The organism is Pseudomonas sp. A0308, from assembly GCF_044218815.1.
In the GTDB taxonomy this organism is placed as follows: Bacteria; Pseudomonadota; Gammaproteobacteria; order Pseudomonadales; family Pseudomonadaceae; genus Aquipseudomonas; species Aquipseudomonas iridis.
In genome coordinates, this window is sequence record NZ_CP162581.1 from 5,915,119 (window position 1) to 5,928,160 (window position 13,042).

A 13,042-nucleotide genomic window follows, 5' to 3' on the forward strand; every position below is an offset into this window, starting at 1 on the left:
AGGTGTATCGGGATGGCTTGCGTGCCTGTGCTGACCCCGTCGCGAGCGGGCTCACTCCTACAGTTGAAACGCGTTCCCCTGTGGGAGCTGGCTTGCCAGCGATGAGGCCGGGATCTGCAACATTGATGTCGACTGGTTCACCGCTATCGCTGGCAAGCCAGCTCCAACAGGGGATGGAGGCGACTTCCGGAAATTTTTATTGGGTCAGCCCGAAGCGTTCATGCCAGTGGGCGATGGACTCTTCAGGGTAACGCTCGAATTGAATCTTGCGGCAGATCGAGCAATAGCAGGGTTGATAAGGGTAGGTGTGGGCACTGGTGAGGCTGAATGAAACCTCGCCGCAATGGCAGGAGCCTTCGAGGTGCATGGGTGCTCTCCGATAGCAGGGTTGAGCGCTTGAGCCTGGATCATTCTGCCGGGGGCCTGCCGGTGTGATTCGACGCGTGCCCGCAGCGTCTAGCCCCTGTGTCCCCGCAATCCCATGGGGCGAGACTTCGGAACCCGGCATGCAAGCGCTGTTGAACGAGATCCTTGACGCTGTCCGGCCGCTGATCGGGCAGGGCAAGGTGGCTGACTATATTCCCGCCCTCGGCACCGTGCCGGCCAATCAATTGGGCATCGCCGTGTACGGCAATGATGGCGAGATGTATTGCGCTGGCGACGCCGAAACGCCGTTTTCGGTGCAGAGTATTTCCAAGGTGTTCAGCCTGGTGCAGGCCATCGATCATTCTGGCGAAGCGATCTGGGAACGCCTTGGCCATGAGCCGTCCGGCCAGCCGTTCAACTCGCTGGTGCAGCTGGAATTCGAGCGCGGGCGCCCACGCAACCCGTTCATCAACGCTGGAGCGCTGGTGATCTGCGATATCAACCAGTCGCGTTTCGCCGCACCGACCCTATCGATGCGTGACTTCGTCCGGCGTCTGTCGGGCAACCCGCAGATCATGATCGACGGCAAAGTCGCCGACTCCGAATATCAGCATCGCGCGCGCAATGCGGCGATGGCTTACCTGATGCAGTCCTTCGGCAATTTCCACAACGACGTCGAAGCGGTGCTGCGCAGTTACTTCAGCCACTGCGCCCTGCGCATGAACTGCATCGATCTGGCCCGGGCGTTTTGCTTTCTGGCCAATGACGGTTATTGCAAACACAGCGGTGAACAGATTCTGACTCGGCGTCAGACTCAGCAGGTCAACTCGATCATGGCCACCAGTGGTCTTTACGACGAGGCGGGCAACTTCGCCTATCGCGTCGGTCTGCCAGGGAAAAGCGGCGTCGGCGGCGGGATCGTCGCGGTAGTGCCGGGGCAATTCACGGTGTGCGTGTGGTCGCCTGAGCTGAATGCCGCGGGCAATTCGCTGGCGGGGATGGCGGCGCTGGAGATGCTCAGTTCGCGGATTGGCTGGTCGGTGTTTTAACCCTATGGCACGAACGCTGAAAAACCTGTGGGAGCTGGCTTGCCAGCGATGGCGGCGGATCAGGCAACATCAATTTTGAATGTGCCGGCCTCATTGCTCGCAAGCCAACTCCCACAGGGTTAGTCATGTTTGCAGAAGGTGTATTTCAGCGAAGAATCCTATACATTTTCCGACCGCCCTCTGCATGGTGAATCCGCTTCATGTCTCTTGCGCTCGAACGTCTAGTCGCTGGCACGCCGATCCCTTTCGCTGGTAACCGCGTCACTGTGGTCAGCCCCGAACTGGCTGCGCGTTTTCAGCCCGGTGACCACCTTTTGGTGGAGCAGGTGAGTGGCGAGTTATTGCTGATTTCGGTGGTGGATCAACAAGCGGCTTCTGTTGCTATCGAGCGCGCGGCTGCGGCGTTTAGCGCATTGTCGGCGGTGTCGGACGAGGCGATCAGCCAATTCTTCGATCTGTTCGCGCAACGTCTGGAAACTGCCGAATGCTGGGCGCAGATCGAAGCCGCCAACCTCTCCGATATCGAGCGTGCCAAGGCTCGCGGACGCTCCACTACACGGCTGCTCGCCGATGAGCGCATGCGCCGCGACATGATTGCCGGTCTGCGGGCCTGGCGTGATGCACCACCGACGCGCGGCAAAGTCATCAGCAGCGTCGAGCACGACGGCTGGAAGGTCGAGCAAGTGGTTTCGCCACTGGGCATTGTCGCGTTTGTTTTCGAAGGTCGCCCGAATGTATTTGCCGATGCTGCCGGGGTTCTGCGCACCGGCAACACTGCGGTGCTGCGAATTGGCAGTGATGCGTTGGGCACGGCGCAAGCCATCGTCACTCACGCTTTGAACCCGGCGCTGGCGGCGGCGGGTCTTCCGGTCGGGGCTGTGTCGTTGGTGGAGAGCGTCAATCACGCAGCCGGGTGGGCGATGTTTGCTGATCGGCGCCTGTCGCTGGCGGTGGCTCGCGGATCGGGGCGTGCGGTCAGTCAGTTGGGCAGCATTGCGCAGCAGGCGGGGACTGCGGTCAGTCTGCATGGCACCGGTGGTGCGTGGTTGATTGCCGATCGAGACGCTGACGCTCAGCGCTTCGCGGCAGTGGTGCGCAACTCGCTGGATCGCAAGGTCTGCAACACCCTGAATGTCTGCCTGATTCAGCGCGAACGTGCTGCTGAACTGGTGCCGCTGTTCCTTGACGCGTTGCAACAGGCCGGCAACGCACGCGGGCAGGGCTGCAAGTTGCACATCGTCGAAGGCAGTGAAAACTGCCTGCCGACCGAATGGCAGAACGCGACGGTGCAGGTTTATCGCGCTGAGGGTTATCAGACTGAAGCGCTGGCCGAACCACTGGCGGAACCTGCGTTGGGTCGCGAGTGGGAATGGGAGGAAACGCCGGAAGTCAGCCTGATGATCGTTGAAGATCTGGATCAGGCGATTGCGCTGTTCAACCGTTATAGCCCGCAATTTACCGTGTCGCTGATCAGTGAAAGTGCGCAGGTTCAGGAGCGTTTTTACAGCGCAGTCAACGCACCGTTCGTGGGCAACGGCATCACCCGTTGGGTCGATGGTCAATACGCCCTGAACAAGCCGGAACTGGGGCTTTCGAACTGGGAGAGCGGGCGGTTGTTTGCGCGCAGTGCGATCCTTTCGGGGGATGGCGTATTTACTGTCCGCAGTCGCATGACTCAAACGGATCTCACCGTAAAACGCTGAACGGCATACCTTGTGTAGGAGCTGCCGCAGGCTGCGATCTTTAAAGGCCAGATCAAACGATCGCAGCCTTCGGCAGCTCCTACAGGCGTCTATTCAGGCAGCGGATTTTGCTTGAACTGCGCAAACTGCCGGTTGCTCGGCCAGCGGTACAAAGGTGCGGCGGTCCGAGGACAACGCATCAATCGAGCCGGTCTCGATGTCGTACACCCAGCCATGCAAATTCAGCAGGCCTTTCTCCTGCGCCAGGCGCACACTCGGATGGGTCTGGATATTCGCCAATTGCGCGATCACGTTTTCGCGCACCATCGAACTCAATTTCGCCGCCTCACTGGCATGCGGCCGCGCCTCATTCACCACTTTCGCCGACTCGGCATGCTGCAGCCAACCGCTGACGGCGGGCAGGTGATCCATGCATTTGCACTGGGCAATCGCCGTCATCGCACCGCAGTCCGAGTGGCCGCAGATCACAATGTCGGTGACGCCGAGCACCGCCACGGCGTATTCCACCGTCGCCGAAACCCCACCTGGATGCGGGCTGTAGGACGGCACGATATTGCCGGCATTGCGGATCACAAACAGCTCGCCGGGTTCTTGCTGGGTCAGCAGTTCCGGCACGACACGGCTGTCGGAACAGGTGATGAATAATGTGCCGGGCTGTTGGGTGGTCGCCAGGTGTTTGAACAGTTCGGTGCGTTGCGGGAAGGCTTCGTTCTGGAACTTCAGGAAACCGTCGATCAGGGCTTTCATGTGCATGTCCTCTTCAATGGAGATCGGTGGGCCCGCACGCGAGGTGCGGCCCGGGGCGCATCAGAACGGACGCAGGGGCAGGAACTTGCCGTCGAGGGTGACCACGGCGCGGGAACCGCCTTCCGGGTCTTCGACTTTCGTGATGTCCAGTTTGAAGTTGATCGCGCTGATGATGCCGTCGCCGAATTGCTCATGAACCAGGGCTTTGAGGGTGGTGCCGTAGATCTGGATCATCTCGTGGAAACGGTAGATGGTCGGATCGGTCGGCACACCGCTGAGGCTGCCGCGCAACGGGATGATCTGCATCGCTGATACATCGGCTGCATCCAGCTCAAGTTTGTCGCCGACGACTTGGGCAGCGTTTTCCGGCAGTGGGTGCTGGCCCAGCAGGGCGGCGGTGACGAACGCCAGGCTCAGGCCGGTGCCGTCGGTGAGATCCTGCCACGACAGATTTTTGCGTGCCTTGGCGTCGAGAATGCGGGTGGTCAGGGCCAGGCTGGTGTCGTTGTAGGCGTGGGACTGTTGCATGGTGTCACTCCTTTCAGGGGATGGCTTGCTGTGTGGGATTGATCTTCTGCCGATTGGCCCATAGCGTCCAAGACCTATATACAATGCTTTGCATAAGCCTTGCCTATAGATGGTCTGCCCGATGCTGTTAAGACATTTGCGTTATCTGCTCGCCGTTGCCGATCACGGCGGCTTCACCCGCGCTGCTGAAGCGCTGCATGTCTCGCAGCCGACGCTGTCGCAACAGATTCGCCAGCTCGAGGAAACCTTGGGGGTGAACCTGTTTGATCGCACCTCACGATCGGTCAAGCCGACCGATGCCGGCGAGGCCTATATCGAATGCGCGCGGCGGGTGCTGGTGGAGTTGGAGGCGGGCAAGCGGGCGCTGCATGACGTGAAGGATCTGTCGCGTGGCACCTTGCGTCTGGCCATGACGCCGACGTTCATGGCGTATCTGGTCGGGCCGCTGGTGCGCGACTACATGGCGCTATTTCCGGGGATTCATCTGGAAATTTTCGAGTTGTCGATGGATGACATTGAGGCGGGTCTGGCGGATGACTCGCTGGATATCGCCATTGCCTTCACCCCGGTGCGCAATGCGGATCTTGAATGTATTCCGGCGTTCACCGAAGCATTGGGAATCATGGTCGGGCGCGAGCACCCGTTGTACGACAGTACGTTGAGGCTGACACCGGATGACATCGCACAGCTGGATTTTGCCTTGCTGGCGCCGGACTACATCACGCGCTTATCGGTGGATGAGTATTTCCGTCAGCACGGCATCACGCCCAAGGTGCGTATTGAAGTGAATTCGGTCAGTACGCTGCTGGAGGTGGTGCGACATTCGCCGATTGCGACGATGTTGCCGGAGGCGATTGCGACTGAGGATCGCGCTTTGCGCAGGCTGCGGGTAGAAAGCGAAGCGCCGCAGCGGGGGGCGGCGTTGTTGCGGCGCAGGAATAATTATCACAGTGCGGCGGCGGTGGCGTTTGTGGAACTGGTGTTGAGCATGGGAAGCCCCTCACCCTAAACCTCTCCCGGAGGGAGAGGGGACTGACCGAGGTGTTGGTGGCTAATGCAGCGACCTGAAATATTGAAGTTTGTATATCGCAAGCACGCTCGAGATCGGCTCCCTCTCCCTCCGGGAGAGGGCTGGTGAGGGGATAGATTTAACTAACACCACAAAGCTTACGCCATACACAAAAAAGGGCCTGCTCCATCACTGGAAGTAGGCCCTCTTGTTATTTAAGTTGTAAATCAGCAGAACCGATCAATCACCCGAACTTCATTCTTGTTCTGCATCGAGTCCCACGCTTGTTTCAGCGTCTGTAGAACATTACCGATGAAGTCCTTGTCGGCCGCGGCTTTTTTGCCGACATAACCTTGGCCGCGGCGGTACATCTTCAGGCGGGCCAGCAGGTTCTGATTGTTGCGGTCGAACTCTTCTTCGCCAGCGTGGGGCGCCAGGCAGTCGATGTGCACTTGGCCCGATTTGCTGATCCACAGAATATGGCTGTCGAGGCTGTCTTTTTGCGCAGCGAACATACGAGCCAGTTCTTCGATAGTAGGTTGATTGTTCAGATTCATGATTTTGCCCCTTGACCAGTTTGGTGATCTTTCTAAGTTGATTCGCTAATACAGGTAGCCCATCGGTTAGTTGATCCCTGGCACCGAAACCAGGACGTCAGCGGTCGCCCGTTTGAAATACGGGGTCGTGCATCTGTTGCATGTAGTCGTGTTGAATAACTGCTACGCGATAGCGTCACAACGAGGAGAAGCAGCGAAAACCGGGAGGCCCTTGTCGACGTTTTCAGGGTCGACCACAAGCGTCTTGAGAATTTTCGCCAGCGCTTCTCGTCCTTGTACTGGACGTTCAGGCCAGGTCAGCTTCTTCAATCTGCCTTGTGGGCAGCGTGTATCCGGAAAAAACAACTCGGCGGTCAGACGAGTTTGCTCAAGCGTGTTACCCGTGTTCCCGATCGGGGAACGTCTTCATCATGCAAAAGCAAAACGACGCCGTCAACGGTTTTGTAGTGATTATTTTTGAGCACTACATATTGTCGGACAAAGCTGTTTTGGAATGAGAACGGATCCGTTCAGGCAACGGAAACGGGGCTGCGCAGGGTGTAGAAGGTGCACGGGTAACCGTCTACATCGCGGTGGCTCAAGGTGAATTCGACGCCGGCCAATTCTGGCATCAGCCTGGCCCAGAAGTGTTGTGCAGGCAGGTTGGCGTCGATATGGAAAATCTGCCACCGACCGGGGATTTGGCTCAAGAGGGCAGAGACGACAAACTGCGCGACGCCTTGGCCACGCATGCGCCGGGTGACGAAGAAGTAGCCGATATTGAATTCGGCGCCGTCGATGTGGGTATCTTCATCCACCGTGATGAAGCCGGCGAGTTCGCCATCGACGCGGATCAGAAAGGGTCGGGTGGCCGGGTGGCGCCAGTAAGCGTCTTTTGGCTGGAGGGCGAAGAAGCCATGCCCAGCGAGCTTCAGCGGTAGCCATTCGCTGAAGTCGTACATGTAGAACTGCATCAGGTTTTCGATGATTTGCAGTTCGTCACGCTGGGCGGGGTGGAGTTCGATGTCAGGCATGCTTTGGGTTCCTGAGGGTGATGAACCTTTCAGGAACAGTAGCGCGTTTTACTTTTTGGCTGCCGGTTTCGCCGTGCGTTTGGTTGTGCCGGTTGATTTGCTGCGCGTCGATTTGCGCTTGTTCTTCCACGGCGTAGCAGCCTTGCCGGCAGGCGGTGGGCCGCTGATGGTCAGGCTCAGGCCGGAACAGCGAGTCACCTGCTTGCTCATCCACGCCGCTTGCTTGGTGACGAATTCTTCCAGACTCATCTCACCGCTCTGCACCATGTCCAGCGCTTGCTCCCAGATCGCCGTGGTGCCGGGGTCGGCAATCGCTCGTGGGACGGCGTCGATCAGACTGAACGCCGCCGGTGTTGCCGCAAGTGCCTTGCCGTTTTTCACCAGATAACCGCGATCGAGCAAACCCTGAATGATCGATGCACGGGTGGCTTCGGTGCCGATACCGGTCGTGTCCTTGAGCTTCTGTTTGAGCAGCGGATCTTCCACCAGTTTGGCAACGTTTTTCATCGCCTTGATCAGATCGCCTTCGGTGTAGGGCTTGGGTGGCTGCGTCCACAAATCCTTGAGCTTTACATCAGCAACGGCGCAATCGATACCCTGGCCAAGCGTCGGCAAGGTTTGCGGTGCCGGCGCTTCACGGCCCTTGGTCGGTGCTAGTGCCTCGGGCAGTGCGCGCTTCCAGCCCGGTTCGATGATCTGCTTACCGACTGCACGCAACGCTTCACCGGCGCAATCGAAATCAGCCTGGGTGCGGTCGTATTCATGGTTGGGTAAAAACTGCGCCAGATACCGCGCGCGGATGAGTGTGTAGACCGCGCGGTGCTTGCCCGTGAGGCGTTCAAGGTTTTTCGCCGCAGCGGTCGGGATGATGCCGTGGTGCGCGGTGACCTTGCTGTCGTTCCACGCCCGGGAGCGACGTTGCGGCTCTAGAAAGCCTTGCAGCGCTTCGAGACTCGGGTCGGCCTGACGCAATGCCGCGAGAATCCCAGGTGCCTCACCGTGCTGGCTCAGCGGCAGAAAACCGCAATCGCTGCGCGGATAGGTGACGACTTTGTAGGTTTCGTAGAGTGCCTGGGCGATGTCGAGGGTTTCCTGCGCACCGAGGCCGAGTTTTTTTGAGCAGACTTCCTGCAACGTACCGAGGTCGAAAGGCAGGGGCGCCACTTCACGCATGCGCTCGGTGCGTAGCTTGACGACCCGAGCAGTGGCGGCGCTGGCGATCGCGGCGGCTGCTTGTTGCGCGAGTGCCTGATTCAAACAACGATCCTGATCATCACAGACGTCCGACGGCGCGCGCCATTGCGCGGTGAACGGCGTGCCGTTGTGCAGCAGTTGCACGTCGATCGCCCAAAACGGCACCGGCACGAAGTCGGCGATGCTGCGATCGCGATCCACCACCAGGCGCAATGTCGGTGTCTGTACTCGACCGACCGGCAACACACCTTGATAGCCCGACTGCCGACCGAGCAGGGTGAACAGGCGGCTCATGTTCATGCCGATCAGCCAATCCGCCCGGGAGCGGCCCAGTGCCGAGTGATACAGGCTGAACGTCTCGGCACCTGGCTTCAACGCGGCCAAGGCCTTGCGAATCGACGCCTCGTCCAGTGCCGACAGCCACAAGCGGCGGATCGGCCCGCGATAGCGGCAATGCTCGACCAGTTCCCGGGCAATCATCTCGCCCTCACGGTCGGCGTCGGTGGCGATGATCAGTTCGCTGGCCTCGCCGAGCAGGCGTTTGACGGCTTTGTACTGACTGGCAGTTCGCGGCTTGACGGTCATTTTCCATTTGTCCGGAATGATCGGCAGATCCGCCAGTACCCAGCGCTTGTAGCGCGCGTCGTAGGCGTCCGGCGGAGCGGTTTCCAGCAAATGGCCGATGCACCAGGTCACCGTGACGTCTGTTCCCAGCCAGCAGCCGTCGCCCCGGCGCTTGGCACCGAGGACGGCCGCAATGTCTTTGGCCTGGGAAGGTTTTTCACAGAGGTACAGCCGCATAACTACCACGTCGATCAATGTCCGAAGAGGTGCACAGAATGGCCGCACTTACGCCCAGGGGCAACTTTTATCTGTATGGATATACAGATAAAAAGGATTGCCGGAAATGACGGGCTTTCCGGGGACGGGTCCAGCACTATCGAAAAATCGATTAGCGCCCTGTCTGTGCCTGTGTCAGGTTTTTTGGCGATTCAACCACGCGAGTGACAGGACGATCTCGCCAGAAGATCGCCGCGGTCTGTCGAAAACTGACTACTCTGAAACAAGGAAGTCCATCCATGGCTCAAGCCAAATCCAAAACCAGCAGCGCCTACGACCAAATCGACACCTTCAGTCATCTGTACGACCGCGGCGTCGGGCTGATCAATGGCAAGCCCTCGTTCACCGCTGATCAAGCTGCTGACGAAATCCTGCGCAAAGGCCTGTCGTGGGGCGATAAAAACGCTGACGGCAAGATCGACCTCAGCTACGCCTTTCTGACCGAAAAACCGGCGAACTACAATCCGAAGCTTGGCAATTTCGGCGAATTCAGTGCCCAGCAGAAAGCTCAGGCCGTGCTGGCCATGCAGTCCTGGGCCGACGTCGCCAACGTCACGTTCACCGAAGGCAAGGGCGGCGACGGTCACATGACGTTCGGCAATTATGACGTCAGCACCGGTGGCGCCGCGTTCGCTTACCTGCCGAGCGGCGGCAGCTATGACGGCCAATCGTGGTATCTGATCAACAGTCAGTACCAGGTCAACAAGACGCCGGATAACGGCAACTATGGTCGCCAGACCTTGACCCACGAAATCGGTCACACCCTCGGCCTGTCGCACCCCGGTGCCTACAACGCCGGTAACGGCAACCCGACCTACGGCGACGCTAAATACGCCGAAGACACCCGCGGCTATAGCCTGATGAGCTACTGGAGTGAAACCAACACCGAGCAGGACTTCAGCAAGGATGGCAGCGGTGCCTACGCTTCTGCGCCGTTAATGGACGACATTGTTGCCGTGCAGAAACTGTATGGCGCCAACTATGAGACTCGCGCCGATAACACCACGTACGGTTTCTACTCCAACACCGGGCGTGATTTTTACAGCGCGACATCGGCGTCGTCGAAGCTGGTGTTCTCGGTGTGGGACGGTGGCGGCGATGACACGCTGAACTTCTCCGGTTTCACCCAAAACCAGAAAATCAATCTCAATGAGGGCTCGTTCTCCGATGTCGGAGGATTGGTGGGCAACGTTTCGATCGCTTACGGCGTGACGGTGGAAAACGCCGTCGGCGGTTCGGGCAATGACCTGTTGATCGGCAACGCAAAGGCGAACTCTCTGTTTGGCGGTGCCGGCGACGACATCCTTTACGGTGGCGGTGGTGGCGATAGGCTGGTAGGCGGAGAGGGTGCAGACACTTTCGTGTTCGGGGCTGCCAGTGATTCGACCAATAACCAGCCGGACTGGATCATGGATTTCAAAAGCGGCCTGGACAAGATCGACCTCTCGGGGATCGCCGAGTTTGCAAGTGGCGCCGCCACGTTGATTTTTGTCAGCAGTTTCACCGGCCATGCGGGCGATGCAATCCTGACTTACCAAGCGCAGCACGGTCAGACCGGACTGCTGGTTGACTTGACCGGGCAGGGGCAGGTCGATTTTGCTGTGGGCATAGTGGGGCAGGCGGTGATGACGGATATTGTTGCTTGATCTGAAGTAAAACGGGCCAGTCCGGAACTTGTGGCGAGGGCGCTTGCTCCCGCTCGGCGGCGAAGCCGTCGCAAACTCAGAAATCGCGTTATACCTGACACACTGCGATTGCTGATTTTGGGGCCGCTACGCTGCCCAGCGGGAGTGAGCTCCCTCGCCACAGTTCATTTGTCCTTGGAGAAACCCATGAAAAGCTCCGGCCCCAGCCCCGTCATCTCCCTCGAACAACTTACAGGTTGCCTGCTGGTGAAGTTCCACGGCATCCAGGTCGCCGCGTCCTCCCACGTGCTGGTACTGAACGAAGCCAACTATCCGCCCGTGTACTACGTTCCCCGCGAAGACATCGACGAAAAGTACTTCGCCCGCACCGACCACACCAGTTACTGCCCGTACAAGGGTGACGCCAATTACTTCAGCCTGCAGGTGCCGGGGCATGAGGGGGGGAATGCGGTGTGGACTTACGAGAATCCAAAAGTCTCGGTGGCGCCGATCCGCGACTATGTGGCGTTTTATCCGGATCAGGTGAAGTTTGAGGTGATCAAGGCTGATGCCTGAAAAGAGGGTGGCGAGAGAGCAAGCGCTCTCGCCACCGATGGTTCTGGCGTTAACTTCAGTTCTTGTCCAGATCGATATTCTTCGTCTCCCGCAAAAAGATCAGCCCCACCACCAGGCTCACCCCGGTAATCAACACCGGGTACCACAGGCCATAAAAGATATCCCCGGTGTACACCACCAGCGCGAACGATACCGTTGGCAGAAATCCGCCGAACCAGCCGTTGCCAATGTGGTACGGCAGCGACATCGAGGTGTAGCGAATGCGGGTCGGGAACAGTTCGACCATCAGCGCCGCGAGCGGGCCGTAGCACATGGCGGAGATGATGATCAGCGCTACGATCAGGGCGACGATCATCGGTTTGTTGGTCTGCTGCACATCGGCTTGTTGCGGGTAGCCGGCGAGGGTGATTGCGCCGCGCAAGGCAGATTCATCGAAGCCGTCGATTCTCACGTCGCCAACACTGACCTGTACGGCGCTGCCGGCCGGTGCGGCGGCGCTGGAGTAGGGCAGGCCTTGTTTGACCAGGAAGGTTTTGACCTTGTCGCACGGGCTGTCAAATTTCGCCTTGCCCACCGGGTCGAACTGGAAGGTGCATGTCGCAGGGTCGGCCAGCACCGTAATCGGCGCCTGACGGCTGGCCTGATCGATCGCCGGGTTGGCGTAATGCGCGAGGGATTTGAAAATCGGGAAGTACAGCACCGTCGCCAGCAACAGGCCGAGCATCAGTACCGGTTTGCGTCCGACCTTGTCCGACAGCCAGCCAAAGAAAATGAAGAACGGCGCGCCGATCACCACGCTGATAATCAGCAGGGTGTTGGCCAGCGCCGGATCCATTTTCAGAAACTGGGTGAGGAAGAACAGCACATAGAACTGCGCCGCGTAGAAGGTCACCGCTTGCCCGGCGTTGATGCTGAACAGCGCGATCAGCACGACTTTGAGGTTTTCCCATTTGCCGAAGGATTCGCGGATCGGCGCCTTCGAAGTTTTGCCTTCCTCTTTCATCTTCAGATAGGCCGGCGACTCGTGCAGGCTCAGGCGAATCCAGGTGGAAATGCCCAGCAGCACAATCGACAGCAGGAACGGAATCCGCCAGCCCCACACTTCAAACTGATCGCCAGTGAAATAACGGCAACCGAGCACCACTAGCAGCGACAGCAGCAGGCCGAGGGTCGCGGTGGACTGAATCCAGCTGGTATGGAACCCGCGTTTGCCCATCGGCGCGTGTTCGGCCACGTAGGTTGCGGCGCCGCCGTACTCGCCACCGAGCGCCAGGCCCTGAAGCATGCGCAGCACCACCAGAATGATCGGCGCGGCGATGCCGATGCTGGCGTAGGTCGGCAACAGGCCGACACAGAACGTCGCCACGCCCATCAAAATGATGGTCGCGAGGAAGGTGTATTTACGTCCGATCATGTCCCCCAACCGACCGAACACCAGTGCCCCGAATGGCCGCACGATGAATCCGGCGGCAAACGCCATCAGCGCAAAGATGAACGCCGTGGTGTCGTTGACTCCGGCGAAAAACTGCTTGCTGATCACCGCCGCTAGGGCGCCGTAGAGGAAAAAGTCATACCACTCGAACACCGTTCCCAGTGATGAAGCGAAGATGACTTTGCGTGTATCCGGGCTGGTTTGCGCGCTGTAGGCGGCGTCCAGCGGCTGAGCGTGTTCTGACATATCGGTATCCCTCACAGTGATTGTTTTTGTTGTTCCACTGGTGTTGCCTGTCCGGGTGCTGCGCGATGCTTTGAATTAACGCGGTTCCCTGTAGGAGCTGCCGAAGGCTGCGATCTTTTGACATTGCTTTTGACCTTGAAAAAATAAAGTCAAAAGA

The 13,042-nt window shown here is 59.0% G+C and carries 11 protein-coding genes and 1 pseudogene; 5 read left to right on the forward strand and 7 right to left on the reverse strand.

All coding sequences use genetic code 11. The features are described from left to right. Positions 1-259: 259 nt before the first annotated feature. A pseudogene (locus AB4P92_RS27335) lies at positions 260-367 on the reverse strand (GFA family protein); the annotation flags it as partial. 139 nt (positions 368-506) lie between these two features. On the opposite strand from AB4P92_RS27335, the gene glsB reads away from it, so the two are divergent. After that, complete coding sequence (gene glsB, locus AB4P92_RS27340; RefSeq protein WP_047301820.1) at positions 507-1,415, forward strand: glutaminase B; 909 nt, start codon at positions 507-509, stop codon at positions 1,413-1,415. A gap of 200 nt (positions 1,416-1,615) precedes the next feature. Next, positions 1,616-3,118 carry an aldehyde dehydrogenase family protein gene (locus AB4P92_RS27345; RefSeq protein WP_395598460.1) on the forward strand — a complete coding sequence of 501 codons (1,503 nt, stop codon included), beginning with the start codon at positions 1,616-1,618 and terminating at the stop codon, positions 3,116-3,118. 93 nt (positions 3,119-3,211) lie between these two features. On the opposite strand, the gene AB4P92_RS27350 is transcribed toward AB4P92_RS27345, so the two are convergent. Further along, positions 3,212-3,865, reverse strand: coding sequence for a carbonic anhydrase (locus tag AB4P92_RS27350; protein ID WP_395598461.1), 654 nt, complete (start codon positions 3,863-3,865; stop codon positions 3,212-3,214). A gap of 60 nt (positions 3,866-3,925) precedes the next feature. Continuing rightward, positions 3,926-4,393: a cyanase gene (gene cynS, locus AB4P92_RS27355; protein ID WP_395598462.1), complete on the reverse strand. Its 468-nt coding sequence runs from the start codon at positions 4,391-4,393 to the stop codon at positions 3,926-3,928. Between the two features lie 121 nt (positions 4,394-4,514). On the opposite strand from cynS, the gene cynR reads away from it, so the two are divergent. Then, positions 4,515-5,402, forward strand: a complete 888-nt coding sequence (cynR, locus tag AB4P92_RS27360; RefSeq protein WP_395598463.1) for a transcriptional regulator CynR — start codon at positions 4,515-4,517, stop codon at positions 5,400-5,402. Positions 5,403-5,629: 227 nt separating this feature from the next. Here cynR and AB4P92_RS27365 read toward each other — a convergent pair whose 3' ends face one another. The 3 genes from AB4P92_RS27365 to AB4P92_RS27375 form a co-directional block, all read right to left on the reverse strand. Next, the gene (locus AB4P92_RS27365; RefSeq protein ID WP_042559618.1) at positions 5,630-5,959 is read right to left on the reverse strand and encodes a hypothetical protein; all 330 of its coding nucleotides are present in this window, start codon (positions 5,957-5,959) and stop codon (positions 5,630-5,632) included. A gap of 509 nt (positions 5,960-6,468) precedes the next feature. Continuing rightward, positions 6,469-6,972, reverse strand: coding sequence for a GNAT family N-acetyltransferase (locus tag AB4P92_RS27370; protein WP_261737024.1), 504 nt, complete (start codon positions 6,970-6,972; stop codon positions 6,469-6,471). Positions 6,973-7,020: 48 nt separating this feature from the next. Next, positions 7,021-8,967: a DNA topoisomerase III gene (locus AB4P92_RS27375; protein ID WP_042559616.1), complete on the reverse strand. Its 1,947-nt coding sequence runs from the start codon at positions 8,965-8,967 to the stop codon at positions 7,021-7,023. A 278-nt stretch (positions 8,968-9,245) separates the two neighbouring features. Between AB4P92_RS27375 and AB4P92_RS27380 the strand changes: the two genes are divergently transcribed. Together AB4P92_RS27380 and AB4P92_RS27385 are read left to right on the forward strand one after the other, a co-directional pair. Next, the gene (locus tag AB4P92_RS27380) at positions 9,246-10,652 is read left to right on the forward strand and encodes a serralysin family metalloprotease (protein ID WP_395598464.1); all 1,407 of its coding nucleotides are present in this window, start codon (positions 9,246-9,248) and stop codon (positions 10,650-10,652) included. Between the two features lie 186 nt (positions 10,653-10,838). Then, on the forward strand, positions 10,839-11,207 hold the full coding sequence (locus tag AB4P92_RS27385) for a DUF427 domain-containing protein (protein WP_395598465.1): 369 nt from the start codon (positions 10,839-10,841) through the stop codon (positions 11,205-11,207). A gap of 55 nt (positions 11,208-11,262) precedes the next feature. On the opposite strand, the gene AB4P92_RS27390 is transcribed toward AB4P92_RS27385, so the two are convergent. Beyond that, the gene (locus tag AB4P92_RS27390; protein WP_047301808.1) at positions 11,263-12,885 is read right to left on the reverse strand and encodes an MFS transporter; all 1,623 of its coding nucleotides are present in this window, start codon (positions 12,883-12,885) and stop codon (positions 11,263-11,265) included. Between the last annotated feature and the right edge of the window lie 157 nt (positions 12,886-13,042).

Bases quoted from the DNA above. Each gene is read 5' to 3' on its own strand.
- glsB (WP_047301820.1), top strand. From the start codon at position 507: ATGCAAGCGCTGTTGAACGAGATCCTTGACGCTGTCCGGCCGCTGATC.
- AB4P92_RS27345 (WP_395598460.1), top strand. From the start codon at position 1,616: ATGTCTCTTGCGCTCGAACGTCTAGTCGCTGGCACGCCGATCCCTTTC.
- AB4P92_RS27350 (WP_395598461.1), bottom strand. From the start codon at position 3,865: ATGAAAGCCCTGATCGACGGTTTCCTGAAGTTCCAGAACGAAGCCTTC.
- cynS (WP_395598462.1), bottom strand. From the start codon at position 4,393: ATGCAACAGTCCCACGCCTACAACGACACCAGCCTGGCCCTGACCACC.
- cynR (WP_395598463.1), top strand. From the start codon at position 4,515: ATGCTGTTAAGACATTTGCGTTATCTGCTCGCCGTTGCCGATCACGGC.
- AB4P92_RS27365 (WP_042559618.1), bottom strand. From the start codon at position 5,959: ATGAATCTGAACAATCAACCTACTATCGAAGAACTGGCTCGTATGTTC.
- AB4P92_RS27370 (WP_261737024.1), bottom strand. From the start codon at position 6,972: ATGCCTGACATCGAACTCCACCCCGCCCAGCGTGACGAACTGCAAATC.
- AB4P92_RS27375 (WP_042559616.1), bottom strand. From the start codon at position 8,967: ATGCGGCTGTACCTCTGTGAAAAACCTTCCCAGGCCAAAGACATTGCG.
- AB4P92_RS27380 (WP_395598464.1), top strand. From the start codon at position 9,246: ATGGCTCAAGCCAAATCCAAAACCAGCAGCGCCTACGACCAAATCGAC.
- AB4P92_RS27385 (WP_395598465.1), top strand. From the start codon at position 10,839: ATGAAAAGCTCCGGCCCCAGCCCCGTCATCTCCCTCGAACAACTTACA.
- AB4P92_RS27390 (WP_047301808.1), bottom strand. From the start codon at position 12,885: ATGTCAGAACACGCTCAGCCGCTGGACGCCGCCTACAGCGCGCAAACC.